Annotated in this window: 25 protein-coding genes; 12 read left to right on the forward strand and 13 right to left on the reverse strand. The window is 73.0% G+C overall.

Features of this window, described 5'->3' with window-relative positions; all coding sequences use genetic code 11:
• Positions 1-12: 12 nt before the first annotated feature.
• The gene (locus tag OG598_RS03475) at positions 13-1,101 is read right to left on the reverse strand and encodes a lytic polysaccharide monooxygenase (RefSeq protein ID WP_328655261.1); all 1,089 of its coding nucleotides are present in this window, start codon (positions 1,099-1,101) and stop codon (positions 13-15) included.
• 368 nt (positions 1,102-1,469) lie between these two features.
• Here OG598_RS03475 and OG598_RS03480 point away from each other — a divergent pair, with 368 nt between their 5' ends.
• The 3 genes from OG598_RS03480 (at position 1,470) to OG598_RS03490 (ending at position 5,743) form a co-directional block, all read left to right on the forward strand.
• Complete coding sequence (locus OG598_RS03480; protein WP_328652985.1) at positions 1,470-2,639, forward strand: XdhC family protein; 1,170 nt, start codon at positions 1,470-1,472, stop codon at positions 2,637-2,639.
• A gap of 114 nt (positions 2,640-2,753) precedes the next feature.
• On the forward strand, positions 2,754-3,689 hold the full coding sequence (locus OG598_RS03485; protein ID WP_328652986.1) for a carbohydrate kinase family protein: 936 nt from the start codon (positions 2,754-2,756) through the stop codon (positions 3,687-3,689).
• Positions 3,690-3,916: 227 nt separating this feature from the next.
• The gene (locus OG598_RS03490) at positions 3,917-5,743 is read left to right on the forward strand and encodes an alpha-galactosidase (RefSeq protein ID WP_328652987.1); all 1,827 of its coding nucleotides are present in this window, start codon (positions 3,917-3,919) and stop codon (positions 5,741-5,743) included.
• A 14-nt stretch (positions 5,744-5,757) separates the two neighbouring features.
• Here the strand turns inward: OG598_RS03490 and OG598_RS03495 are convergent, their stop codons facing one another.
• Both OG598_RS03495 and OG598_RS03500 read right to left on the reverse strand, forming a co-directional pair.
• Positions 5,758-6,588, reverse strand: a complete 831-nt coding sequence (locus OG598_RS03495) for an MBL fold metallo-hydrolase (RefSeq protein ID WP_328652988.1) — start codon at positions 6,586-6,588, stop codon at positions 5,758-5,760.
• The gene (locus tag OG598_RS03500; RefSeq protein WP_328652989.1) at positions 6,585-6,989 is read right to left on the reverse strand and encodes a thioesterase family protein; all 405 of its coding nucleotides are present in this window, start codon (positions 6,987-6,989) and stop codon (positions 6,585-6,587) included. The genes OG598_RS03495 and OG598_RS03500 overlap by 4 nt, the downstream gene beginning before the upstream one ends.
• Before the next feature lie 127 nt (positions 6,990-7,116).
• Here OG598_RS03500 and OG598_RS03505 point away from each other — a divergent pair, with 127 nt between their 5' ends.
• On the forward strand, positions 7,117-8,202 hold the full coding sequence (locus tag OG598_RS03505) for a phosphatase PAP2 family protein (protein ID WP_328652990.1): 1,086 nt from the start codon (positions 7,117-7,119) through the stop codon (positions 8,200-8,202).
• 147 nt (positions 8,203-8,349) lie between these two features.
• Here the strand turns inward: OG598_RS03505 and OG598_RS03510 are convergent, their stop codons facing one another.
• The 3 genes from OG598_RS03510 to OG598_RS03520 all read right to left on the reverse strand — a co-directional run bounded on the left by OG598_RS03510 (position 8,350) and on the right by OG598_RS03520 (position 10,881).
• A complete protein-coding gene (locus tag OG598_RS03510) occupies positions 8,350-9,831 on the reverse strand; it encodes a PH domain-containing protein (protein ID WP_442931451.1) in 1,482 nt (493 codons plus the stop codon).
• 43 nt (positions 9,832-9,874) lie between these two features.
• Positions 9,875-10,408 (reverse strand): PH domain-containing protein, encoded by a 534-nt coding sequence (locus OG598_RS03515; RefSeq protein ID WP_328655263.1) that lies wholly within the window; start codon positions 10,406-10,408, stop codon positions 9,875-9,877.
• Between the two features lie 242 nt (positions 10,409-10,650).
• On the reverse strand, positions 10,651-10,881 hold the full coding sequence (locus OG598_RS03520; RefSeq protein ID WP_328652991.1) for a hypothetical protein: 231 nt from the start codon (positions 10,879-10,881) through the stop codon (positions 10,651-10,653).
• A gap of 241 nt (positions 10,882-11,122) precedes the next feature.
• On the opposite strand from OG598_RS03520, the gene OG598_RS03525 reads away from it, so the two are divergent.
• From OG598_RS03525 to OG598_RS03535, 3 genes are read left to right on the forward strand one after another with little or no spacing between them, the layout of a single operon-like run.
• The gene (locus tag OG598_RS03525; protein WP_196924350.1) at positions 11,123-12,220 is read left to right on the forward strand and encodes an AAA family ATPase; all 1,098 of its coding nucleotides are present in this window, start codon (positions 11,123-11,125) and stop codon (positions 12,218-12,220) included.
• On the forward strand, positions 12,199-13,200 hold the full coding sequence (locus OG598_RS03530; protein WP_328655264.1) for a DUF58 domain-containing protein: 1,002 nt from the start codon (positions 12,199-12,201) through the stop codon (positions 13,198-13,200). The genes OG598_RS03525 and OG598_RS03530 overlap by 22 nt, the downstream gene beginning before the upstream one ends.
• Complete coding sequence (locus OG598_RS03535; protein WP_328652992.1) at positions 13,197-14,147, forward strand: VWA domain-containing protein; 951 nt, start codon at positions 13,197-13,199, stop codon at positions 14,145-14,147. The genes OG598_RS03530 and OG598_RS03535 overlap by 4 nt, the downstream gene beginning before the upstream one ends.
• Before the next feature lie 74 nt (positions 14,148-14,221).
• On the opposite strand, the gene OG598_RS03540 is transcribed toward OG598_RS03535, so the two are convergent.
• The 5 genes from OG598_RS03540 to OG598_RS03560 all read right to left on the reverse strand — a co-directional run bounded on the left by OG598_RS03540 (position 14,222) and on the right by OG598_RS03560 (position 18,655).
• Complete coding sequence (locus OG598_RS03540) at positions 14,222-14,437, reverse strand: hypothetical protein (protein WP_196925116.1); 216 nt, start codon at positions 14,435-14,437, stop codon at positions 14,222-14,224.
• Positions 14,438-14,499: 62 nt separating this feature from the next.
• Entirely contained in the window at positions 14,500-15,765 is a 1,266-nt protein-coding gene (locus OG598_RS03545; RefSeq protein WP_328652993.1) for an acyltransferase family protein, read from the reverse strand.
• Positions 15,762-16,667 carry an alpha/beta hydrolase gene (locus OG598_RS03550; RefSeq protein WP_328652994.1) on the reverse strand — a complete coding sequence of 302 codons (906 nt, stop codon included), beginning with the start codon at positions 16,665-16,667 and terminating at the stop codon, positions 15,762-15,764. Before OG598_RS03550 ends, OG598_RS03545 begins: the two co-directional genes overlap by 4 nt.
• Positions 16,668-16,766: 99 nt before the next feature.
• Positions 16,767-17,429, reverse strand: coding sequence for a response regulator (locus OG598_RS03555; RefSeq protein WP_091403852.1), 663 nt, complete (start codon positions 17,427-17,429; stop codon positions 16,767-16,769).
• Positions 17,426-18,655 (reverse strand): sensor histidine kinase, encoded by a 1,230-nt coding sequence (locus OG598_RS03560; protein WP_328652995.1) that lies wholly within the window; start codon positions 18,653-18,655, stop codon positions 17,426-17,428. Before OG598_RS03560 ends, OG598_RS03555 begins: the two co-directional genes overlap by 4 nt.
• Before the next feature lie 155 nt (positions 18,656-18,810).
• Between OG598_RS03560 and fabG the strand changes: the two genes are divergently transcribed.
• The 4 genes from fabG to OG598_RS03580 all read left to right on the forward strand — a co-directional run bounded on the left by fabG (position 18,811) and on the right by OG598_RS03580 (position 22,234).
• Entirely contained in the window at positions 18,811-19,515 is a 705-nt protein-coding gene (fabG, locus tag OG598_RS03565; protein ID WP_091403857.1) for a 3-oxoacyl-ACP reductase FabG, read from the forward strand.
• Positions 19,516-19,542: 27 nt separating this feature from the next.
• Complete coding sequence (gene fabI / locus OG598_RS03570; RefSeq protein WP_124770855.1) at positions 19,543-20,310, forward strand: enoyl-ACP reductase FabI; 768 nt, start codon at positions 19,543-19,545, stop codon at positions 20,308-20,310.
• 100 nt (positions 20,311-20,410) lie between these two features.
• Positions 20,411-21,439, forward strand: a complete 1,029-nt coding sequence (locus OG598_RS03575; RefSeq protein ID WP_328652996.1) for a ferrochelatase — start codon at positions 20,411-20,413, stop codon at positions 21,437-21,439.
• Positions 21,440-21,454: 15 nt separating this feature from the next.
• A complete protein-coding gene (locus OG598_RS03580; protein ID WP_091403868.1) occupies positions 21,455-22,234 on the forward strand; it encodes an HAD-IIA family hydrolase in 780 nt (259 codons plus the stop codon).
• A 31-nt stretch (positions 22,235-22,265) separates the two neighbouring features.
• On the opposite strand, the gene OG598_RS03585 is transcribed toward OG598_RS03580, so the two are convergent.
• On the reverse strand, positions 22,266-23,060 hold the full coding sequence (locus tag OG598_RS03585; RefSeq protein WP_238682150.1) for a hypothetical protein: 795 nt from the start codon (positions 23,058-23,060) through the stop codon (positions 22,266-22,268).
• A gap of 173 nt (positions 23,061-23,233) precedes the next feature.
• Between OG598_RS03585 and OG598_RS03590 the strand changes: the two genes are divergently transcribed.
• On the forward strand, positions 23,234-24,046 hold the full coding sequence (locus tag OG598_RS03590) for a DUF3097 domain-containing protein (protein WP_328652997.1): 813 nt from the start codon (positions 23,234-23,236) through the stop codon (positions 24,044-24,046).
• Between the two features lie 32 nt (positions 24,047-24,078).
• Here the strand turns inward: OG598_RS03590 and OG598_RS03595 are convergent, their stop codons facing one another.
• Positions 24,079-25,380, reverse strand: coding sequence for a serine hydrolase domain-containing protein (locus OG598_RS03595; protein WP_328652998.1), 1,302 nt, complete (start codon positions 25,378-25,380; stop codon positions 24,079-24,081).
• Positions 25,381-25,418 lie beyond the last annotated feature (38 nt).

The raw sequence follows: 25,418 nt of genomic DNA on the forward strand, positions 1-25,418 counted from the left end.
GTGGGGTGGGGGTTAGCGGCGGGCGCAGGTGACCGTGGGGAGCCCGTTGGTTCCTGTGGAACTCGCCAGGAAGCCGAACGTCGTGGTGCCATTCGGTGCGACCGTGCCGTTGTAACCGACGTTCGTCGCCGTCACCGACGAGCCGGAAGATGTCTGGGTGGCACCCCAGATCTGACTGATCGCCTGCCCGTTGGGCCAGGTCCAGCTCGCTGTCCAACCGGCGAACGGCGTACTGCCGTGGTTCATGATCGTGACCTCGCCCTGGAAGCCGCCCTGCCAGGTGCTGGACACCTTGTAGGTGGCCATGCAGTCACCGCCGGACGGCGGCGGGGTGGTCGGGTCGGTCGGCGGATCCGTCGGGTCGGTCGGCGGATCGGTCGGGTCGGTCGGCGGATCGGTCGGCGTACCGCCCGGGCCCACGCCGGTGACCTGGCCGCTGCCGCCGTCGAAGGTCACGTCGGAGCAGCCGAAGAAGTTCTCCTGCGAGTCCGAGCGGACCCAGCGGGAGTAGATGATGTGCCGGCCACTCTTACCCGACGGCAGGTTGCCGCTGAAGTAGTAGTGCCCGTCGTTGCTGCCGACCGAGCCGCGCTGCGGCGGGTTGGTCACCGTCAGGAACGGCTCCTCCAGGTCACTCCAGGCCAGCGCCCGGGTCGGGCTCCAGCTGTTCTTCGTGACGTAGAAGTAGAACGTGCCCGGGTGGTGCGCCCAGTTGCTGTACTTGAAGTCCAACCGCGCCCCGGCGGTCAGGTGGGTCAGCGGCCAGTCGGTGCGGGGCAGGTCGTAGCCGCGGAAGCCGGTCGCGCCGCCGCTGCACAGCTGCCCGTCCGGGATGAAGCCGGTGGTCCGGCCGCCGGCGTCGGAGCGCAGCACGCTGAACCAGTTGTACAGCGAGTTCGCCCCGCTCTGCGCCACGGCCGCGGAGCACGCGGGGTTGTTCGGCCTGATCTCACCGGTCTGGCTGCGGCCGTCCTGCCAGCACAGGTAGGTGCGGCTGCCCGGCGTCATCGCCGCGCCGTGCGCGGCGGCCGGCTGAGGATTGGACGCCAGGGCGACAACGCCCAGCGCGAGGGTCATGGCCGCGGTGAGCAGTGCGGCCATACGGGAACGGTTCACGGGTTCTCCTGACTCGCGAGGGGCGCTGGCTGAGCCGCCCCGCCGCAATCGGGTGGGATGTGGCGTGATCGCCCCGCTGTCGTGAGCGGTGCGACGATCACGGCGACGTGCCCCGGCGGAAAACAGCCAGTGGACGTGCGCCGTCGACGGTCCTGTCCTGGACCGGTGCCCTCGCGTCTAACCAACCCGGCAACCGGCGGCGCCGCAGCCCTCGCACCGCCCGGTACGCGTCATCCCACCACGCCGCGGCGGCCGAGCGCAATAGTCGTTCCTCGATGCATGAGAAGACCCGCCGGTCGCCGTTGAACGCCATATCCTGCGTACGGGGAGCGGGAACGGAGAGGCGGCAGCCGGTGCCGGACGTGTTCGACGAGGTGCACCGCCGGTGCCGCGACGGCGAGCCGGTCGCGCTGGCCACAGTGGTGGCCACCTGGCACTCCGCCCCGCAGCCACCCGGCGCCGCCATGGTGGTCGCGACCGACGGCACTGTCATCGGCAGCGTCTCCGGCGGCTGCGTCGAGGCCGATCTCTACGAACGGGCCCGCCAGGTGCTCGACACCGGCCAACCCGAGCTGTGCCGCTACGGGATCAGCGACGACGACGCGTATACAGTGGGCCTGACCTGCGGCGGCATCCTCGACGTGTTCGTGGAGCGCGTCGACGCGAGCGCCCTGCCGGCGCTGGACGCGGTCGCCGCCGCCCGCCGCGGCGGCCACCCGGCGGCGATCGTCACCTGCGTGGCCGCCGACGTCAACGACGATCCACCCGCCGGCAGTTCTCCGGGTGCCGGACCGACCGACCCGGCCCGGCGGCTCGGCCGTCGGCTGGTGCTGACCGGCCAGCGGTCCGTCGGCTCGCTCGGCGACGACCGGATCGACGACGCCGCCCGCGCCGACGCCCTCGGGCTGCTCGCCGCCGGACGCAGCGGCATGCTCCGGTACGGGTACCACGGGCAGCGCCGAGGCGGCGGCGTCAGCCTCTTCGTGACCGCGTACGCCACCCCGCCCCGCATGATCGTCTTCGGGGCGATCGACTTCGCCGCCGCGGTGGCCCGGATCGGCGCGTTCCTCGGCTACCGGGTCACCGTCTGCGACGCCCGGCCCGTCTTCGCCACCGCGCGGCGCTTTCCCGAGGCGGACGAGGTGGTGGTGCAGTGGCCGCACCGCTACCTGCGTACCGAGTTGGCGGCCGATCGGCTCGACGAGCGGACGGTGCTGTGCGTGCTCACCCACGACCCCAGGTTCGACGTGCCGTTGCTGGAGCTGGCGCTGCGCCACCCGCTGGCGTACGTCGGCGCGATGGGCTCACGACGCACCCACGACGAGCGACACAAGCTGCTGAGCGAGGCGGGGCTCAGCCCGGCGCAACTCGCCCGGCTCGCCTCCCCGATCGGGCTGGATCTCGGTGGTCGTACCCCCGAGGAGACCGCCGTGAGTGTGGCCGCGCAGATCGTCGCGGCCCGGTGGGGCGGCACCGGTCGCCCCCTCGCGGTGCTCGACGGGCCGATCCACCAGCCGGGGTAGCGCGCACGTCGGTGCGTGGCCTTCGGCGCCCATCGGGCCGTCCGCTGTGCCAGCCTGGTCCCACGGAGGTCGGCTCGGCGATCGGCGGCCGGTGGCGACGACGAGAGGATCGGCATGGGATACGCGGTGGTGCTCGGCGAGGCGCTCGTCGATTTGCTCGACAGCGAGCTCGACGGGGAGCGGGTCTATCGGCAGGCCATCGGTGGCGGGCCGCTGAACGTCGCCGTCGGGGTGGCCCGACTCGGCGGTGCGGCACAGTTCGTCGGCTCGCTCGGTGACGACGCGCTGGGCGGCCGGATCCGCGCCTTCCTCACCGCTGCCGACGTCGGGGTGGCCGGCGCGATCACGGTCCCCGCGCCGACCACGCTCGCTGTGGTCACGTACGCCGGGCCGGAGCCGGACTTCCGTTTCTACGGCGAGCCGGCCTCCTACGGACTGCTCGGCCCCGACGATCTGGACCTGGCGCTGCTGGAGGGCGCCGACGTGCTCTACTGCGGCTCGATAGTGCTGCTCCGACCCGACACGCTGGCCGCCGCCCGCCGTGCCTGGTCGCTCGCCGCCGGTCTGCGGGTCTTCGACCCGAACGTACGCCCCCGGCTGCTGAACGGGCCGGCCGCGCTGGAAGGACTGCGCGAGGTGGTGGCCGAGTTCGCCGCCGGCGCGCACCTGGTCAAGCTGAGCGCCGCCGACGCGGTGCTGCTCTATCCCGGTGAGCCGGTAGAGGGGGTGGCGGTGTACCTGCGTGAGTTGGGGGCGGCAACCGTGGTGGTGACGCTCGGCGCGGCCGGTGCGGTGTTGGCCGCCGCCGACGCCGACCCGGTCCGGGTGCCGGCCCCCAAGGTCGACGCGATCGACGCCACCGGCGCGGGTGACTCCGTGATGGCCGCGCTGATCGCCGACCTGCTCGTCGACGGCGAGCCGGAGGGCCCGTCGGGCTGGGCCGACCGCGTCGCCTTCGCGCTGCGGGTCGCCGGCCTGGTCTGCGAATCCCCGGGCGGCGCCACCGCCATGCCCACCCGCACCGCGGTAGAAAACCGCTTCCACACCTGACCCCGCGCCGAACCCAACCCAACCCACCCCGCCTCCGCGCCGATCTTGCAGTTTCGGTTGCCGATTGGTCCGCTTTGCTCACCTTTGGCACCGCAGAAAGTGCAAGATCGCGGCAGCAGTGGGGGTGGGGGCAGGGCAGGGGGTGAGCGTGGGTTGACCTGGGGGTTTTGTGAGCGTTAACATTGACGAACTGCGATGGAAACGTGGGCGTCGTCGGGGAGGCTCTGATGCGGGTGGTTCTGGTACCTCTGGCATTCCGCCGGGTCGCGGTCCTACTGGTCATGCTTCTCGTGGCTGCCGGAATGGTCGTCGCCGACCCGCCGGAGCGGGCGGTCGCGTGGGACAACGGGGTAGCCGACACGCCGCCGATGGGGTGGAACAGCTACGACTCGTTCAACTGGAGCGTCACCGAGGCCGACGTCCGGGCCAACGCCGACTACATGGGCACCAACCTGCGGCAGTTCGGCTGGGAGTACGTGGTGATCGACTGGGCCTGGTACTACCCCGGTCGGCACAACAACAGCCCCAACCAGGACGCGAACCTGCAACCCCGGCTCCGGATGGACGCCAACGGACGGCTGCTGCCGGACACCACCCGCTTCCCCTCCGCCGCCGGCGAGAACGGATTCAAGCCGCTCGCCGACTACGTCCACGCGAAGGGGCTGAAGTTCGGCGTCCACCTGATGCGCGGCATTCCCCGTCAGGCCGTCGCCGACAACGTCCCGATCCTCGGCACCACCTGCCGCGCCAACCAGATCAACAACACCACCACAGCGAACTGGCTCAACCTGATGTGGGGCCTGAACATGTCCAACCCCTGCGCGCAGACCTACCTGGACTCGATGTTCCAGTTGCTGGCGTCCTGGGGGGTCGACTACGTGAAGGTGGACGACATCGCCGCCCCGACGTACCGGCAGTCGGAGGTCGAGGGATACCGACTGGCCATCCAGCGCAGCGGCCGCCCGATGGTGCTCAGCCTGTCACCCGGCCCGACCTCGGTGGCCAACGGCGCCCACGTCCAGGCCAACGCGCACATGTGGCGGATCGTCAACGACCTGTGGGACAACTGGTCGTCGGTGGACGCGCTCTTCGACCAACTGCGCAACTGGACCCCGTACCGCACCACCGGCGCCTGGCCCGACGCCGACATGATTCCGATCGGCCGGCTCTCCAAGTACGGGCCGGTCGGCTCGCCGCGATACTCCAACCTGACCGCCGACGAGCAGCGCACCCTGATGTCACTCTGGGCGATCAACCGGGCGCCGCTGATGTGGGGCGGCAACCTGGTCGAGAACCGCGCCGCTGAACTGGCCCTGATGACAAACGCCGCGGTCATCGGGGTCAACCAGAACAGCGCCAACAACCGTCAGCTCTACGGCGGCAGCCAGCAGGTGTGGGCCGCCGACGTGCCGGGCAGCAACGATCGGTACGTCGCCCTCTTCAACCGCAACAGCAGCGCGGCGCAGGTGTCGGTGAACCTCGCCGACCTGGGGATCGGAGCGGCCGCCGTGACCGACCTGTGGTCCGGCGCGGCCCTTGGCACGGTGACCGGCACCCTCACCCGGTCGCTCCCGGCCCACGGGTCCGGGCTGTACCGGCTGACCCCGGACACCACGGTGCCGGTGCCGACCACGTACACCCTCACCGCGCGACACAGCGGCAAGCTGCTGGACGTCTACGACAACGCGACCACCGACGGCGCGGAGATGGTGCAGTGGGCCGCCAACGGTCAGCCCAACCAGCGGTGGCGCTTCCAGGACGCGGGTGGCGGCTACCAGACGGTGGTCAGCGTGCACAGCGGCAAGTGCCTCGACGTCAACGGCGGCGCGACCGCTACCGCCGACGGGGTCCGCGTGATCCAGTGGAGCTGCAACGGCGGCACCAATCAGCAGTGGCGCGTACAGGATGTCGGCTCGGGGTACGTGCAGCTCGTCGCCAGGCACAGCGGCAAGTGCCTGGAGGTGCTCAACGCCGCCACCACCGACGGTGCCCGCCTCGCGCAGTGGACGTGTGGCACCGGCACCCACCAGCAGTGGCGGCGTACCCAGGTGTGACTGCGCCGGGTGGGTCAGGCCGTGCCGGTCAGTTCCAGGTAGCCGCGGTGGGCGGCGACCAGGGCCGGGCGGGCCCCGAAAGGGGCCTCGGCGGCCACCCGCTCCGGCGGGGCGCTGCCGGTGTGCGCGGCCCGGATCAACCAGGCCAGCTTCGCCAGCTCCGCGTGCTGGGCGCGGACGAAGTCGACGTCCACCGGGTCGCCGTGGCCCGGGATCACCACGGTGCGCGCGGTGGTCAGTCGCAGCAGGTCCGCTACCGCGTCCGGCCACTGCAACGGGTACGAGTCCTCGAAGGCGGGCGGGCCGCTCTGCTCCACCAGGTCCCCGGCCACCACCACGTCGGCGTCCGGCACGTGCACCACCAGGTCGGCCTCGGTGTGCCCCCGCCCCGGGTGGCGCAGCAGCACCCGTCGACCGCCCAGGTCGAGGACCGTCTCGACGTGCACCGTGTGCGTGGGGGCGAGCAGCGGGGTGTCGGCCAGCTCGGCGGCGAGCGCCGGGTGCTCAGTGCGCAACTCCTCGTACGCCTCCCGGCGCAGCCGCTCCGGCTCCTCGCGCAGGGCGGCGGCGGCCAGTTCGTGCGCGTACACCGGACGGGGTGGGTCGCCGGCCAGGACGGCGTTGCCGAAGCAGTGGTCGTAGTGGTGGTGGGTGTTGACCAGCGTCAACGGACGGTCGGTGACCGCCCGGACGGCCGCGGCCAGCTCGGTGGCCTGGGCGGCCGAGGAGAGCGTGTCCACCAGTAGCGCCTCGTCGTCACCGACGACCAGTGTGACGTTGACCCGCAGCAGTGGTTCGGCCAGCACGTGCACCCGGTCGGCGACCTCGACGAAGCCGGCGTTCACGACGCCCGCCCGGCCCGCTCGACGAAGCGTCCTCGGTCGACCAGGATCCGGTCCACCCGGCCCCGGGCCACCGTCTGGTCGCCTTCGCTGACAGTGACCTCGAACGACAGCCGGCGACCGTCGACGGACGCCAGCAGCGCCTGCGCGCGGACCGTCCGGCCGACCACTGTCGGCGCCAGGTGCTCCAACTCGACCCGGGTGCCCACTGTCGTCGAACCGGGCGGCATCCCGGTCGCCGTCGCCGCGACGGTGGCCGCCTCGGCGAGCGCCAGCACCCGGGGAGTGCCCAGCACCGGTACGTCCCCGGAACCGACCGCCTGGGCGGTGTCCGCGTCCGTGACGGTCAACTCGACCTGGGCGGTCAGACCCGGCGCGAAGGCCGGCTCGGGCTGCTCCTGCATGGTCGTCAGCCTAGGTGCTCGCCGGACGCGTCGAGCACGCGCCCGACGATCCGGGCGCGACCACCCCCGACGTGCAACGGGTGGTCCCCGTCGGTCGATGCCGTACCCGTCGTTAACCTTGACCCCGATGGCCGTCGTGACTGACCCCCAGCCCCCCGCCCGGACCGACCCGCCCGCGTCCCCGGACGGGGGTCGTCGGCGCGTCGTCGCCATGACCGTCTGGGCGGTCGCCTTCGTCGCCGCGTGGCTGGCCATCGGGCTGCCCACCGACCCGGCGTACGCCTTCGTCTGGATCTGGCTGGCGACCATCGCCTGGAACAGCGAACGGCCGTGGCGTAGCCACCTGCGCTTCGCCCGGGACTGGGTGCCGGTGGTGCTGCTGTTCGTGATCTACAACCTCTCGCGCGGGTTCGCCGACAACGGGGCCACGCCGCACGCGATGGAGTTGATCGTCGCCGACCGGTTCATGTTCGGCTGGGCCACCGGCGGTGAGGTGCCCACCGTCTGGTTGCAGCAGCACCTCTACCACCCGCAGGTGCACTGGTGGGATGTCGCCGCGAGCTGGGTGTACTTCTCCCACTTCGTGGTGGCGCTGGCCGCCGCCGCGGTGCTCTGGCTGCGTGACCGGCACCGCTGGGCCGCGTACATGAGGCGCTGGGGTTTCCTCTGCGCGGCCGGCCTGGTCACCTACTTCATCTACCCGGCCGCCCCGCCCTGGTGGGCGGCGCAGAACGGCCTGCTCACCGAGGTCGCCCGGATCTCCACCCGGGGTTGGAAGGCGTTCGGCATGCACGGCGCCGGAAACGTCCTCAACGCCGGTCAGATCGCCTCCAACCCGGTCGCCGCGATGCCGTCGCTGCACACCGCGTGGGCGTTGTTCGTGGTGTTGTTCTTCCTGACCGCGACCCGTCGTCGCTGGTGGCCGCTGCTGCTCGCGTACCCGCTGGCGATGACCTTCACCCTGGTCTACTCGGGTGAGCACTACGTGATCGACGTGCTCGTCGGCTGGGCGTACGTGGGGCTGACCTTCCTGGTGGTCGGTCTGGCGGAGCGCGGCTGGGCGGCCTGGCGGGTCCGCCACCCGAGCGCCAAGGCGGGACCGGCCACGGAACTTCCACCGACGCCCACCGACCCCCCGCCCGGCCAATCCGAGCCCCCCACACCACGGGAATCGGACACCACCACCCACCCCGCAGTCCCGGCCGACCACTAACCCCACCCGGCCCCTCTCGGTCCGGCCTCCGGGGATCCCGGCCCGTTGATCATGAGGTTGTTGCCCTTCCGCGCGTCGCGTCGGGGCAAAAACTTCATGATCAACGCGGGGAGGGGCAGGGAGGCCCGGCAGGGGGTGGGGGTGGGGTCAGGATTGGGTGCGGGCTTGGTGTGCCCTCGAGGTCAGGTCGGCTGCCAGGGCCCAGGCCTCTGCCAGGTCGCGGTCCTGGGCGGTGGCGCCGGAGCCGCCCGCGGTGTCCGCGTGGACGGTGGCCAACCCGAGACGGCGCTGGATGGGCCCCTGGACCACTCGCACGCTCTGGATCCGGGCGTACGGCACGATCACCAACTGTCGGGTGAGCCGCCCGGACCGGGTGGCGAACACCCGCTCGAACAGCCCCGCGCCGAACGCGGCACGGCCCAGCGGGTGCAGCCAACGGGTCCGGCGCGGCGGCGGGCTCAGCGTGAGCGCGTCGAGGCGTACCCCGGGAAGCACCTCGGCGACGATCATCGTCGCCGTCGGCAGGTCGCCGACCGGCAGCAGCCGGTCGGGCCGGTTGCGGTCGTCGGCCTCCGCGACGGAGTAACCGGCCACCTCCAGCCGCAGCCGCAGCCAGCCCTTCATCCGCCACAACAACGGCCAGGTGGCCCGCACGGTCTGCACCCGCTCCAGCGGCACGGTCTGCGCCCGCGTCTCCAACAGGCCGTTGTGCACCCGCAGCGTGCCGCCGTCGCGGGCCAGCCGGAAGTTCCAGTCGTCGAGGACCCGGCGGATCGGTTGCAGCAGCACACCCGCCATCGCGGTCAGGGTGCTCGCCACCGCGACGAACGACCACGAACCGGCGGTGAGGAACTGCACCACGACGAAGGCCACACCGAACGGGAGCAGGAACGCCTGCGGGGTGAGCAGTTGGCTGATCAGCAGGTTCTGGTTGCGTACCGCGTGCAGTGGCCGGCCCGGCACGGCCGCCGGTGGCGCCGTCGCACCCGGGGCCACCGGGGCCGCCGCGTCGCCCGGCGCGGGCTGCTGCGCCACCCGCCCGGCCAGTGCCAGCAGACGCTCGCGCAGCACTGCCGCGTCGGCCACCCCGAGGTACGCCAGTGGCGCCTCGGTCTTGCCTCCGCCGACCACTTCCAGGCGCAGCTCGGCCAGGCCGGTGAGCTGGGCGAGCAGCGGTCGGACCACCTCCACTGCCTGCAACCGTTCCAACGGGATGGCCCGGGTGCGCCGCCAGAGCAGCCCCTCGTACACCCGTAGTTCCCGGCCGACGACGTGGTAGCCGGTGTTGTACCAACTGATCACCGACAGCACTGTCGCGCCGAGCGCCAGCACCGCCACCATGGCGGCGAACCAGCCGAAGCCCACCCGGGACAGCGTCGACCAGGACAGCCCGGCGATCACCACGACCAGGGACTTGGCGCCGTGCAGCACCGGGCTGAGCGGGTGCAGTCGCTGCCGGGGTTCGCCCTCGCCGCCGCCCGGTGGTGCCGGCCACGGCGCGGGCGTGCCGGACGGCACCGGCCCAGGCGGCGCCGCGCCAGCGGGTGCCGCGCCAGCGGGCAGCATCGGCCCCGGCGGCGTCGGACCGGTGGGTGGCACGGTGCTCGGCTCGGCGGGCCCGTCGCTCATCGGAGCGGCCCTCGGCGCGGTCGGCGGCTGCCCACGCGGGTGCTCACAGCCCCTCCGCCCGGTCCTCGCCGAGCGCGGTGAGGCGATCGCGCAGCCGGGACGCCTCCGCCGGACGCAGCCCGGGCACCCGGGCGTCGCTCGCGGCCGCCGCGGTGTGCAACTGCACTGTGGCCAGGTCGAAGGCGCGCTCCAACGGCCCGGCGCTCACGTCGACGAACTGCATCCGCGAGTACGGCACGATGGAAAGTCGACGGACCAGCAGCCCGTGCCGGACCAGCAGGTCGTTCTCCCGCTCGGCGTACCCCCAGGCCCGGACCGCGCGGACGATCGCGACGGCCCGCCACGCGCCGAGCACCAGCACGACGGCCACGGCGAGCCCGAACAACCAGTGACCGCTGAGCGCCCAGCCGACAGCGGTCACCGCCAGCCCGATGGCGACCACGATCGCCAGCCGGATCAGCTCCACCCAGATCAGGTCGGTGGAGATCGGCTGCCAGTTGACAGTGTCCGGCCAGGGCTCCAGCGGACCCCGGCCACCCGGCGCAGCCGTCAGCAGCGCGCCGGGCTCGGGCGGCAGGAGGCCGGGGGGCGGCAGGTCGGGCGCGCGCTGGTCGGCGGCGGGTGCCGGCCGGTGACCGGGCGGCAGCGCGCCCGGTGGCAGCGGGGCGGGCGTCGAGGCATCCGGCGCGGTGGGCTCCGGGCCGAGCGTGCCGGGTGCCGGGAACGCGCCGGGCGGCGGGTCGACGCCGGGCGGTGCGGTGGCCGGGGTGGGCGGCCAGGACGGGGAGGTGGGGCCGGGGGAAGCCGGAGGGTCGCCGCTCACAGGTCGAGCGTAGGCGATCCGGGCACCGGAGTGACGGCACGCAGGAAGCCCCGAGCGTCGAGGAAGTCACCGAGGCTGCCCCGGTGCTCGGCACAGGACAGCCAGGTCTTGCGCCGATCGGCGTCGTGCAGACGGGGATTGTTCCACTCCAGCGCCCAGACGGCGGCGGACCGGCAGCCTCGGGCCGAACAGACCATGGCCTCGTCGGCGGGGGAGGGGATGCTCATCCCGGCCAGTCTAGGGCGGCGGGACGGAGAGGTTGAGCGCCGGGCGACCACGGGGGGAGCCGCCCGGCGACGGGGTGAATCGTACACGCGGCGGGCCGGTCCGTGCACACCCGCGATGCGAGATTCGGCCGGTGGGGACGGCGCGGTCAAAATCGGCTTCTCCCCACCTCGACACTCAGCAAGGCGTGCGAGTCTTGATACCGCACGAGCCGCGACGACCGACAAACGCTGTGGAGGACCGGTGGCCCAGCCGACCATGCCCGACGCCCCGACGCCGAACGGAGCGGCACCTGCCCCGGTGACCACACCCGCGCAGGACGCCACCCTGCTGGAGAAGGGCCTGTTCGAGATCAAACGTGTGATCGTCGGGCAGGACCGGATGGTGGAGCGGATGTTCGTCGCGCTGCTCGCTCGCGGTCACTGTTTGCTCGAAGGCGTGCCCGGGGTGGCCAAGACCCTGGCGGTGGAGACCCTCGCCAAGGTCGTCGGTGGATCCTTCGCCCGGGTCCAGTTCACCCCGGACCTGGTGCCCGCCGACATCATGGGCACCCGGATCTACCGGCAGTCGAGCGAGAAGTTCGACGTCGAGTTGGGCCCGGTCTTCGTCAACTTCCTGCTCGCCGATGAGATCAACCGGGCGCCGGCGAAGGTGCAGTCCGCGCTGCTGGAGGTCATGAGCGAGCGGCAGGTGTCCATCGGTGGGGAGAGCCACCGGGTGCCGGACCCGTTCCTGGTGATGGCCACCCAGAACCCGATCGAGCAGGAGGGTGTCTACCCGCTGCCGGAGGCGCAGCGGGACCGGTTCCTCATGAAGATCGTGGTGGGCTACCCGACCGACGCTGAGGAACGGGAGATCGTCTACCGGATGGGCGTGGCCGCGCCCGAGCCGACAGCGGTCTTCGACACCCCGGAGCTGATCGCCCTGCAACGCAAGGCGGACCAGGTCTTCGTCCACAACGCCCTGGTCGACTACGCGGTCCGGTTGGTGCTGGCCACCCGGGCCCCGGCCGAGCACGGCATGCCCGACGTCGCGCAACTGATCCAGTACGGGGCCAGCCCGCGCGCCTCGCTGGGTCTGGTCCGGGCCACCCGTGCCCTGGCGCTGCTGCGCGGGCGTGACTACGCGCTGCCGCAGGACGTGCAGGACATCGCGCCGGACATCCTGCGGCACCGGTTGGTGCTCAGCTACGACGCGCTCGCCGACGACGTACCCGCCGACCACATCGTGCAGCGGGTGATGTCGACGATCCCGCTCCCGGCGGTCGCTCCCCGGCAGCAGGCCACCCCGCCGTCGATCGCGCCGCCGCCCGGTGCTGGCTGGCCCGGGCAGCGCCCGTGACCTCACCCACCCCTCGTCCGGCCCCCCTCGCCGACCGTAGCGAGGCCGTGCTGTCCCGGCTTCAGCTGCTCGTCACCCGCAAGCTCGACGGTCTGCTCCAGGGCGACTACGCCGGCCTGCTGCCCGGACCGGGCAGTGAGGCGGGAGAGTCCCGGGAGTACCGCCCCGGCGACGACGTGCGCCGGATGGACTGGCCGGTCACGGCCCGGACCACCACACCGCACGTGCGGCGTACGGTCGCCGACCGGGAGCTGGAGACCTGGCTCGCGCTGGACCTCTCCGCCAGCCTGGACTTCGGGACCGGGCAGTGGCTCAAACGGGAGGTCGTGGTGGCCGCCGCGGCCGCCATCACCCACCTGACGGTGCGCGGGGGTAACCGGATCGGCGCCGTGATCGGCACCGGCGGCGGGGTGTCCGCCCCGGCCCGACGGTGGCGGGGCGGACCACCGCCGGCCGGGCCCGGGGTGCTCACCCGGCTGCCGGCCCGCTCCGGGCGCAAGGAGGCGCAGGGCCTGCTGCGTGCCGTCGCCGGCACCGCCATCCAGCCCGGTCGTGGTGATCTGGGGGCCCTGATCGAGATGCTCAACCGTCCGCCGCGCCGTCGCGGGGTGGCAGTGGTGGTCTCGGACTTCCTCGCGCCCGCCGAGCAGTGGGCGCGGCCGATGCGCAAGCTGCGCGTCCGCCACGACGTGTTGGCGATCGAGGTGGTCGACCCGCGTGAGCTGGAGCTGCCCGACGTGGGCGTGTTGCCGGTGGTCGACCCGGAGAGCGGCGAACTGCACGAGGTGCAGACCGCCGACCCGCGGCTGCGGCAGCGCTACGCCGAGGCAGCGGCGGCCCAACGGGCCACGATCGCCGCCGCCCTGCGCGGCGCCGGCGCGGCCCACCTGCGTCTGCGTACCGACCGAGACTGGCTGCTGGACATGGTGCGATTCGTGGCCGCGCAGCGGCACGCGCGTACCAGGGGGACGACACGATGATCCGTTTTCTGCAACCGTGGTGGCTGCTGGCCGTGCTGCCGGTCTTCGCCCTCGCCGCGTTCTACGTCTGGCGGCAGCTGCACCGCCGGGCGTACGCGATGCGGTTCACCAATGTGGACCTGCTGCGTACCGTCGCGCCGAAGGGTCTGGGCTGGCGTCGGCACGTCCCGGCGACCGCGTTCCTGCTCTGCCTGCTGGTGCTGGCCACCGCGCTGGCCCGTCCCGCAGTGGACACCAAGGAGCCGCTGGAGCGGGCCACTGTGATGCTCGCCATCGACGTGTCGTTGTCGATGCAGGCCGACGACGTGGCGCCGAATCGGCTGGAGGCGGCCCAGGAGGCGGCCAAGCAGTTCGTCAACGAGCTGCCGGAGAGCTACAACCTGGGTCTCGTGTCGTTCGCCAAGGCGGCCAACGTGCTGGTGCCGCCGGGCAAGGACCGGGACGCGGTGACCAGTGCCATCGACGGGCTGGTGCTGGCCGAGGCGACAGCGACCGGCGAGGCGGTGTTCACCTGCCTGGAGGCGATCCGGTCGGTGCCGACCGACGGCGCGGCGGGCATCCCGCCGGCACGGATCGTGCTGCTCTCCGACGGCTTCCGGACCTCCGGTCGGGCGGTGGAGGAGGCGGCGGCGGCCGCGCAGGCCGCCAACGTCCCGGTCTCCACCATCGCCTTCGGCACCGACACGGGTCAGGTCGACATCGGCGGGCAGTTGCAGCGGGTGCCGGTGGACCGGATGGCCCTCGCCGAGCTGGCCGAGACCACCGAGGGTTACTTCTACGAGGCGGCCTCGGTGAGCGAGTTGAAGCAGGTCTATCAGGACATGGGCAGCTCGATCGGGTTCCGCACCGAGCCGCGTGAGGTGACCCAGTGGTACGCCGGGTTGGCGTTGCTGCTGGCGCTCTGCGCGGGAGCGTTCAGTCTGCTCTGGTCGTCCCGGATGCTGTAGCCGGTGCGCCGGCGGCGGTCGGGGACCGCCGCCGGCACCGGCAGGAGGCGGCGACAGCCACCAGCCCGGAGCGGTCAGTGACCGCCACCGGCGAGCACGAAGACGATGGCCACCCAGACGGCGGCGAGGGTGAAGCCCAGCGGGGCGACGTAGCGGCTCATGACGGCTCCGGGTGGCGGCTGGACGGTCCGCGTGCGGGGGCGGACCGCAGGGGGTGGGGACGCGCACACGAAGTCGTGACCGGGCGGCTCCCGGCGACCGCCCGGGATCGGGCGGCGCGGCACACTCACCTCGGCAGGTGCCGACGTGGTGGGGAGCGGAGCGGGGTCAGCTCACCAGACTGAGTCGTGGCTCAGCGGGACTGACCATCGGCCCGGCCACGACTGGGAGGATCGCTATCTCGCACAGCGATCACCTCCTGCAAGTCGGGCGGGCCGGAACGTCGATGATCGTACACCTGCGGCGCCGGCGGAACGCACTCGGCCGACCGGCTGGCGACCCCTCCACCGCCCGGTCGGCGACGCCGCTCGCCACCAGCGCGTACGCCTCGGCGGAACGAGCTTGGCTGCCCCACCCGCACCACGGTGACAAGCACCACGGCGAGCAGCGGCAGCCAGCAGCAGCGCGCCAGCACCCACCCCGGGCCGTCCGGGGCGGTGTGCAGACCGGGTAGGGCCAGCCCGCTGCGGGCGGTCAGCGCGGTCACCGCCACCAGTACCGGCTGGTGCCACAGGTAGATCCGGACGGCGGACCGGTTCACATCGGTCACCGCTCGGCCCGACAGCGGCCGGGTCAGCAGCCGGTGCAGTGCCGGGCGGGCGAGCAGCCCCAGCCCGACCTGGGTCACCGCCAGCGCCACGACCAGCAGCGACGGCGGGTTCAGGTTGGACACCCCGGCCCCGGGCACGCCGACCGCGCTCACCGGGTAGCCCAGCGCCAGCAGCGCCGCCAGCGCGATCGCCCCACCGGCCGCCAACGTGCCGCCAGCCCGCCGGCCGTCCAACCGCCCGTCGGCGTGCGCCACACCCAGCAGGTACGGCACCGACCAGGCCGCCAGCACGGTGACCGGGGGCAGGTCGGTGCCGGCCGGCAGCAGCCGGACGGCCAGGTCGACAGCGGCCACCACGACCACCGCCGGCGCCCCGCACCGCGCCACCCCCCACCGGCGTACGGCGACGCGCAGCGGGCCGGTCAGCGCGACCAGGATCACCAGCGGCAGCAGGAACCACAGCGGGCTGACCGCCAGCCGCAGCGCGACGGCGAGCGTGTCGTCCGAGGTGCCGACGACGGTGGCGGTGAGCAGCACTGCGGCCCCCACTCCGAGCAGCGCCACTGTGGGCAGCAGCAGCCGGCGCAGCCGACCGGTCAGCCAACCGCCCGCGCCGCCCGGGTAGCGGGCCAGCGACCGGGTCGAACCGAACCCGGCGGTGAAGAAGAACAACCCGAGCGTCTGCAACACCCAGGTCACCGGGGCCAGGTCGGGCAGGGAGGTCAGCGGACTGGCCTGGTGCAGCCCGCCGTCGCCGGCCAGCACCAACCCGGTGACCAGCCAGTGCCCCAGCACCACCCCGCCGATGGCGTACGCCCGCAGCGCGTCGACGGCACGGTCCCGGCTCATCGGGCGTCCCCGATCCGGTCGGTGTCGACGCCGCCCAGCACGACCGCCGCCACCGCTACCAGCGCGGCGCTGCCCGGCGCGAGGTAGCCGTCGTGCCCCGCCACCCCACCCACCGGCAGGGGTCGGGCGCCGAACGCCGGATCGCCGGGTCGCCGGCCGAAACCCAGGCCGGGCAGCCGCACCTGCGGTACCCGACGGATCCAGTCGGTCGGCGCCTCGGCCGCCCAGAACCGGCGTTCGCCGGGCAGGTCGTCGGCGCGCTGCACCCCGGCGCCGACGCCGCCGAGGCTGACCACGTCGGTGACCTGGTTCGGGGCCTCCGCCGCCGCCAGCGACACCACCAGTGACCCGTAGCTGTGCCCGACCAGCGTGATCGTCGCCGCCGGACGCCGCCCGGCCAGCTCCCTGAGCAGCGTGGCCAGCCCGGCCGCGCCGCGCCGCGCGCTGACGCCGCCGGCGGCTGTCAACACCCCGTCGGGCGGGTCGTAGCCGAGCCAGGCCAGCACCGCGACCCGCGCCGCCGGATCGGTTGTCAGCAGCTCCCGGTAGAGCTGCCCGGCCTGCACCGCCGGCGCCCGCCGGGCCACCCCGCCCAACCCCCTGTCGAAGTCGGCGAGGGTGCTGCCGACCCCCGGCACCAGCACCGCGATCCGGTCCGCGTCGGCGAGGTCGCCGAACACCTCGACCGCGCGGCCGTCACCGCGCTCGTCGAACAGCAGGAACCGGCGTCCGTCGGCTGCCCAGTCCGCGTACGGGGGGCCGGCCGCGCGCATCGCCGCCGCCGTCACGGGGTACGCCTCGACGAACCCCGCCGCTGTGGCCGGCTCGGGTCGGGTCGGCAGGACCAGGTTCACGCCGAGCAGCGCGGCCATCGCCACCCGGCTGGCACCTCGTCGTCGCATCACGTTCTCCCTCCGGAATGTCGTCCGGAGGGAGAGTGCGCCCAGGGGCGGGGCCCGGTCGTCGTCCCGCAGAGCCGTTCCCGGGCTGGCTCCACGGGGCTACTCGCCGGCGGCCACCAGACCCGTCTCGTACGCCAGCACCACGGCCTGGGCCCGGTCGCGCAGCCCCAGCTTGGCCAGGATCCGCCCGACGTGCGTCTTCACCGTCTGCTCGGCCACCACCAGGTCACCCGCGATCTCCGCATTGTTGCGGCCCCGGGCGATCAACCGCAGCACCTCGGTCTCGCGGGGGGTGAGCCCGGCCAGGTCGGTGGGGCGCGGGCGGCGGCGGTCCGGACGGGCCGCGAACTCGGCGATCAGCCGACGGGTGACCCCCGGGGCGAGCAGCGCGTCCCCGGCCGCCACCACCCGTACCGCCTGCACCAGGTCGGCCGCCGGGGCGTCCTTGAGCAGGAACCCGCTGGCTCCGGCGCGCAGCGCCTCGTACACGTAGTCGTCCAGGTCGAAGGTGGTGAGGATGAGCACCCGGGGTCGCTGCGTCGACCGGTCACCGAGCAGCTTGCGGGTGGCCTCCAGCCCGTCCATGACCGGCATCCGCACGTCCATCAGCACCACGTCCGGGTCGAGGTGGCGGGCGGCGGCCACCGCCTGCGCGCCGTCGGCGGCGTCCCCCACCACCAGCAGATCCGGTTGGGCGGCGAGCAGCGCGCCGAAACCCTGCCGAACCATCGCCTGGTCGTCGGCGATCAGCACCCGGATCATCGGTCCCCGCCCTCCGCGTCGTACGGCAACTCGGCCGCCACCGCGTAACCCCCGTCGGGCAGCGGCCCGGCGGTGAACGTACCGCCCAGCGAGGTGGCCCGTTCCCGCATGCCGGTCAGCCCGTGCCCGGAGCCGCCGTCGGCGGTCGGTCGGACGTCGGCCGGGGAGTTGTCGACGCGTACCCCCAGACCATGCTGGCCGACGCGGACGGTGACCCGCACCGCGGCGCCGGCCGCGTGGCGGGCCGCGTTGGCCAGGCCCTCCTGCACGATGCGGTACGCGGCCAGCCCGACCGGCGCGGGCACCCGGTCGTCGTCCACCGGGTCGGCGTCCAGAGTGACCGGCAGCCCGGCCCGGCGTGCCGCGTCCACCATCGCGCCCAGGTCGCTCAGGTCCGGCTGCGGCGCGGTCTGCGGCCCGGTCGTCTCGCTGCGCAGGACCCCCAACAGCCGCCGCATGTCGGTGAGCGCGTCGCGGGCCGACGCGGCGATGGCGACGAACTCCGCGGCTGCCGGGGCCGGCACGTCCGTCAGCCGGTACGGGGCGGTCTCCGCCTGCACCGCGATCAGTGACATGTGGTGGGCCACCACGTCGTGCAGCTCCCGGGCGATCCGGGTGCGTTCCTCCAGCACCGCGCGGCGCTCCTGCTCCCGTTCGCTCAGCTCGGCCTGCGCCGCCAGCGCGTGCCGGGACAGCCGGTTGCGGCGGATCAGGTCGCCGACGATCGCCAGCCCGCCGACCAGCAGCAGGACGGGAACCCGGTTGTCGGGATGGACCAGGGTGAGCACCGGCACCGTGCTGATCGCCACCACCCAGACCAGCACCGGCCGGTCGACCCGCGCGACGACCACCGCCAGCACCGCTATCGACCCGAGCGCCAGCGGCGGGGTCCACGGCCAGGCCTGGTCGTCCGGGGCGTTGAACGTGCAGATCAGCAGGGCCAGCACCGTCAACCGCCAGGCCAGCAGCGGACGCCGGGGCAGCGCCAGCAGCGGCGCCACGGTCATCGCCGCGAACAGCAACGCGATCGGCGGCGGCAGGCCCCAGTCGCTCTCCACCGTCAACGTGATCAGGAAGAGGCCGAGGGCGGCGAGCAGACCGACCGGCGCGGCGTAGCGGGCCGGCCCGGGCCAACGGGCCAGCAGCGGCCGTTCGGGCCGGGCGTCCGGGCCGAGCACTGTCTGCCGCAGGGCCCGCAGGGCCACCGCGATCGGATGCCGGTTCACCACCCGGAGGCTACGGGCCGACCCCGCCACGAGGCGTGCCACCAGGGGTTGATCCCCGTGTCGTACCCCAGTGTGACGCGACTCCCGTTAGCGCTTACCTGCCGGTAACGCCTAGGCTCCGACGCGTCCGTGCTGACCATTCGCAAGGGGGAACAGTGGCCCGTACCGTGCTGGTGACCGGGGGCAACCGGGGAATCGGCCTGGCCATCGCGCAGGCCTTCGCCAAGCAGGGCGACCGGGTGGCGGTCACCCACCGCAGCGGCGAGGCACCCGACGGGCTGTTCGGCGTCCGCGCCGACGTCACCGACGCAGCCTCGATCGACGCCGCGTTCGCCGCCGTCGAGGCCGAGCTGGGGCCGGTCGAGGTGCTGGTCGCCAACGCCGGCATGACCGCCGACACGCTGCTGCTGCGGATGTCCGAGGAGCAGTTCACCGACGTGGTGGACACCAACCTCACGGGCGCGTTCCGGGTGGCGAAGCGGGCCTCCGGCAAGATGCTCCGCGCCAAGTGGGGCCGCATGATCTTCATCTCCTCGGTGGTCGGCCTCGCCGGCGGCGCCGGGCAGGTCAACTACGCCGCCAGCAAGGCCGGCCTCGTCGGCGTCGCCCGCTCGATCACCCGGGAGCTGGGCAGCCGCAACATCACCGCGAACGTGGTGGCGCCCGGCTTCATCGACACCGACATGACCGCCGGCCTCTCCGGCGACCGCAAGGCGGAGATCCTCAAGTCCATCCCGGCCGGCCGGATGGCCAGCCCGGACGAGGTCGCCGCCGTGGTCACCTGGCTGGCCTCGGACAGCGCCGGGTACGTCTCCGGCGCCGTCATCCCGGTCGACGGCGGCCTCGGCATGGGCCACTAACCCTTTTGACTACGGAGGAAATCAGCGATGTCCGGACTGCTCGCCGGTAAGCGACTGCTCGTCACCGGTGTCATCACCGACGCCTCGATCGCCTTCTCGGTGGCGAAGCTCGCTCAGGAAAATGGCGCGCAGGTCGTGCTCACCGGCTACGGCCGGCTCTCCCTGGTCGAGCGGATCGCCAAGCGGCTGCCCGAGCCGGCGCCGGTCATCGAGGTGGACGTCACCAACACCGAGCACCTGGCCGGCCTCGCCGACCGGGTACGCGAGCACGTCGACGGCCTCGACGGTGTCGTGCACTCGATCGGCTTCGCCCCGCAGAGCTGCCTGGGCGGCGGCTTCCTCGACGCGCCCTGGGAGGACGTGGCGACCGCGCTGCACGTGTCCACTTTCTCGTACAAGTCGCTGGCCATGGCGGCGCTGCCGCTGATGTCACCCGGCGGCGCGGTGGTCGGCCTGACCTTCGACGCGACGAAGGCGTGGCCGGTCTACGACTGGATGGGCGTGGCCAAGGCCGGCCTGGAGTCCGCGTCCCGCTACCTGGCGCTGCACCTGGGCAAGCAGGGCATCCGCAGCAACCTGGTCGCCGCCGGGCCACTGCGCACCATCGCCGCGAAGTCGATCCCCGGCTTCGACCAGTTCGAGGAAGCCTGGGCCGGGCGTGCCCCGCTGGGCTGGAGCCTCACCGACCAGGAGCCCGCCGCGCGGGCCTGCCTGGCGCTGCTCTCCGACTGGTTCCCGGCCACCACCGGCGAGATCGTCCACGTCGACGGCGGCTACCACGCCATCGGCTCCTGACGCTGCGCATTGACGCTCCCTGGTCACCGTCCGCGTGATCTACGCGTCCGGACCAGGGGGCGTCGCCGGGACGTCCCGGCCGAGGGGCAAGAATGACCCCATGTCGTACGACGCGGTGGTGCTGGTGTCCTTCGGCGGGCCTGAACGGCCCGAGGACGTGATGCCGTTCCTGCAGAACGTGACCCGAGGCCGGGGTGTGCCTCCCGAACGACTGGTCGAGGTCGCCGAGCACTACCAGCACTTCGGTGGGGTGTCCCCGATCAACCAGCAGTGTCGGGACCTGCTGGCCGCCGTCCGCGCCGACTTCGCCGCGCACGGTGTCGACCTGCCCGTCTACTGGGGCAACCGCAACTGGGACCCGATGCTCGCCGACACCGTGACCCGGATGCGCGACGACGGGGTGACCCGGGCGTTGGCCTTCGTCACCAGCGCGTACGGCGGCTACTCGTCCTGCCGGCAGTACCAGGAGGACATCGCCGCCGCCCGTGCCGCCGTCGGCGCGGACGCCCCGGTGATCGAGAAGCTGCGTCAGTTCTGGGACCACCCCGGCTTCGTCGAGCCGCACGTCGACGCGGTCCGGGCGGCGCTGGGCCAGCTCGACCAGGCGTTGCGGGACACCACCCGGCTGGTCTTCACCGCCCACTCCATCCCCAGCTCGATGGCGGCGAACGCCGGCCCGCACGGCGGCCGGTACGAGGCGCAGCTGCACGAGACCGCCCGGCTCGTCGCCGCTGCCGCCGCACCCGACCTTGGGTACGACCTGGTCTGGCAGAGCCGCTCCGGCCCGCCGCAGGTGCCGTGGCTGGAACCGGATATCAACGACCACCTGGCCGCCCTCGCGCAGGGCGGCACCACCGGTGTGGTGGTCAGCCCGATCGGGTTCGTCTCCGATCACCTGGAGGTCGTGTGGGACCTGGACACCGAAGCGCTGGAGACGGCGAAGCAGCTCGGCCTGGACTTCGTCCGGGCCGGCACGCCGGGCACCGACCCACGTTTCGTGACAATGGTGCGTGAGCTGGTCACCGAGCGGACCGACCCGGACGGCGCGCAGCTGCGCCGCCGCCTGGGCGAGCTGCCCATGTGGGACACCTGCCCCACCGTCTGTTGCGTGCCGACCCGTCGCCCCTGACCTCTGAGGATCATCATGCATGACCGTAAGCCCGTGCAGAGTTGGCTGACCGACATGGACGGCGTGCTGGTGCACGAGGGCCAGCCGGTGCCCGGCGCGCCGGAGTTCATCAACCGGATGCGCGCCTCCGGCAAGCCGTTCCTGGTGCTGACCAACAACTCGATCTACACCCCGCGGGACCTGACGGCACGGCTCAGCCGGATGGGCCTGGACGTGCCGGAGGAGTCGATCTGGTCTTCCGCCCTGGCCACCGGCCAGTTCCTCGCCGACCAGCGGCCGGGCGGCACCGCGTACGTCATCGGTGAGGCCGGGCTGACCACGGCGCTGCACGCCGTCGGCTACGTGCTGACCGACTTCGCCCCCGACTACGTGGTGCTCGGCGAGACCCGCACCTACAGCTTCGAGGCGATCACCAAGGCCGTCCGCCTGATCAACGACGGCGCCCGGTTCATCTGCACCAACCCCGACGTGACCGGCCCGTCCGTGGAGGGCGCGCTACCCGCCGCCGGCTCGGTCGCCGCCATGATCTCCAAGGCGACAGGGGTCGAGCCGTACTTCGTCGGCAAGCCCAACCCGATGATGATGCGCTCGGCGCTGAACACCATCAACGCGCACTCGGAGAGCACCGCGATGATCGGTGACCGGATGGACACGGACATCCTGTGCGGCCTGGAGGCTGGGCTGGAGACGATCCTGGTGCTCACCGGGATCAGCAGCCGCACCGAGGCCGAGCGCTACCCGTACCGTCCGTCGCGGATCATCAACTCGGTAGCGGACCTGCTCGACGAGATCTGATGCTCCTGGCGGTGCTGGGGCGCGGGTCCGGTCAGGGGCGCAGGGGGGCGTTGCAGGCGGCCACCAGCGCCTGCCGGCAGGCAGCGGTCAGGGGGCGAAGTGCCGCGTCCCGTTGCTGCGCCTCGTAGTTGTTGATCGCACCGCCCGGGGCGGCGTGCCCGGCCAACGCCAGCACCCGGTCGAGCACCGCGGCCCGGGCGAAGAGCCGGCGGGCCCGCGGGTCGAAGCCCGGTGGGAGGTCGGTGGTGCCGTCCGGGCGGCGGAGCGCGGCCAGCGCACCGGCCAGCTCGGGCCGCCACTGGGCGACGTCGAGGCGGGTCAGCACGGCGGTCGTCTCGGCCAGCGCGGCGGCCAACTCGGCCTCCGCCTCGGCGGCGCCGGGCAACGAGAGTGACGCGGCGGCGGCGTTGGCCGGCAGCGGGTAGACCCGCCAGAGCACCGTCTCGAAACAGTCCCCGGAGCCGGAGGTGTGCAGCCGCACCTGGGGGATCAACCCGAGCCCGCCGGCGACCACCGCCTCACCCGTGACCAGCGCCGCACCGGCGAAGTCGCCGGGGCCGGGCAAACCCCTCGGGTCGCCCGGCGCGGGCAGCACCAGGCGGATCTCGTCCGGGGAGAGCTTGGCCAGGGTGGGCAGCGCGGCACCCAGCGGGACGTCGGTCCAGGTGCCCGGGGCGTCCGCAACGAGATGTTCCTCGTCGCCGGCGATGGCGTCGGCGACCTCGTCGTAGGGCACCAACCCGGCGCGCCACGCGCGCACCCAGGCAACGAACCGGCTGGACCGGCGCGGCGCGAGTGTGACCGCGCCCGTTGCGGGGGTGGACATGCCGAAAGGGTACGTGGTCACGACCGGCCCTGTCTCGGCTGCCGCTCCGGTCGCCCGGCCTGCCCCCAACTGCCCTGTTCGCCCCAATCCCCGCCCTCCGTGGTCGGCGGTCAGAGGGCCGAGCGGTGTGTCGGGGGCCGGGGTGGGCGCGGGCTGGGTTTAGCGTGATCGACATGGCGGGGCGATACGGCGAGGACGTGTTGGCGGGCGACTGGCGACGGCGCAAGGTCACCCCCGAGGTGGACGCCGAACCGGATCTCGTGGTCGAGGATGCCGACTCCGGGTTCTGCGGAGCGGTGGTGGGATTCGAGGCCGGCGCTGTGGTGTTGGAGGACCGGCACGGTAAACGGCGGAACTTCCCGCTGCTGCCGGCGGCGTTCCTGCTCGACGGCAGCCCGGTGACGTTGCGTCGACCGACCCGCGCCGCGGTGCCGGCGGCCCGTCGGCGGACCGCGTCCGGTTCGGTCGCCGTGGACAACGTCCGGGCTCAGGTGGCGAAGGCCAGCCGCATCTGGGTGGAGGGCATCCACGACGCCGCGCTGGTCGAGCGGATCTGGGGCGACGACCTACGGATCGAGGGCGTGGTCGTCGAGCCGTTGGACGGCATCGACGCCCTCGACGCCGAGGTACGCGACTTCGGCCCCGGCCCGACCCGACGACTCGGCGTGCTCGTCGACCACCTGGTGCCGGGCAGCAAGGAGAGCCGGATCGTCGCCCGGGTGAACTCGCCGCACGTGCTGGTGACCGGGCACCCGTACGTGGACGTGTGGCAGGCGGTCAAGCCGGCCGCGCTGGGCATCGCGGCCTGGCCGGTGGTGCCGCCGGGGCGGCCGTGGAAGGAGGGGGTCTGCGCGGCTCTCGGGGTGGCCGAGCCGGCCGACATGTGGCGGCACATCCTGTCCCGGGTGAACAGTTTCGCCGACGTGGAGACCCCTCTGATCAACTCCATGGAACGCCTCATCGACTTCGTCACCGAGCCGGCCTGATTACCTGGTCCTCCGGTCCGCCCAGCGGTGGGTCAGGGAACCTCGTCCGGGCTGCGCGTGAAGACGAACGTGGCGATGTCGACCGCCCGCGCCCGTCCGCTGTCGTCGCGCAGCACCGACAGGATCTCGCCGTTCTCCGGGCCGGAGCGGCCCCGCCAGCGGTCCGTCCCCTCGGCGGTGAACCGGCTCACCCTCTCACCGCGTACGTGGGCCACCAGGTCACCCGCGTCCCAGCTCAGGTCCAGCGACGTGCCCATCCACCACCAGCGGCCGGTCAGCTCGGCCAACTCGGCGCCCGGCGCGGCGGTGGCCGGCCGCCACGGCTGCGCGAATGCCGGCTCGGCGTCCAGCACCGTGGTCAACAGTTGGCGGCCGAGCCCGGTGATCGGGAAGCCGTACGAGTTGGCGAAGCCGACCACCGCGGTGCGGGTGGGCCGGTGCACCAGGAGGGCGGCCACGTACCCGGGCATCGAGCCGCCGTGCCCGACGTACACGCGCTCGCCGTCGCGGTAGAGCTCCAGCCCCAGGCCGTGCCCGCCGGTCCAGGAGTCGAGGTCGCTGATCACCACGGGGGCACACATCTCGGTCAGCGTCTCGGCGGCCAGCACCGACGGGTCGGGGTCGGCCAGGAACGCGGCCCAGCGGCCCAGGTCCTCGATCGTCGACCAGAGCTGCCCGGCGGGGGCCATGGCGCCGGTGTCGGTGCGGGGTTCCTCGCGCAGCGTGCCGTGCCAGGGGTGGACGACGTAGCCGCGGGCGTACGGCTCGGTGGCCGCGTAGGTGGTGCGGCGCAGACCCAGCGGGCTGAGGATCCGTTCGTCGAGCAGGTCGGCCCACCGTGCCCCGGTGAGCCGTTCGAGCAACCCGCCGAGCAGTCCGTACGCCAGGTTGGAGTAGTGGTACGCGCGGTGCGGCGGGTAAGCGATCTTGTCGGCGTCGACGTCGGCGAGCAGTGTGGTGAGGTCGACGCCCGCCGCCCGCTCCCACCAGTCGCCAGCGGGTTCGCGTTGGATGCCGCTGGCATGGCCGAGCAGTTGGCGCACCGTGAGCGCACCCACACCGGTGCCCGGCAGGTGCTGCTCCAGCCGGTCGTCCAGGGCCAGTCGGCCGGCGTCGCGCACCTGCATGATCAGGGTGGCGGTCATCGTCTTGCTGATCGAGCCCACCCTGTACTGCAGGTCGACATCCGGGCGGGGGTTTTCGCCGGCGGCTGCCACGTGCGCCAGCGTGCCGTCGCGGACCACGCCCAGCACCAGCGACGGGGTGTGACCGTCGGCCTGCGCCTGGGCGACCCGGGTGTCGATCTGTCGGGCGGTCTCGGGTAGCAGCGTCAACGGGATCTCCTCGGGTCGGGCCGTCGATTCGTGGTGTT

The organism is Micromonospora sp. NBC_00330, from assembly GCF_036136635.1.
GTDB lineage: Bacteria > Actinomycetota > Actinomycetes > Mycobacteriales > Micromonosporaceae > Micromonospora > Micromonospora salmantinae.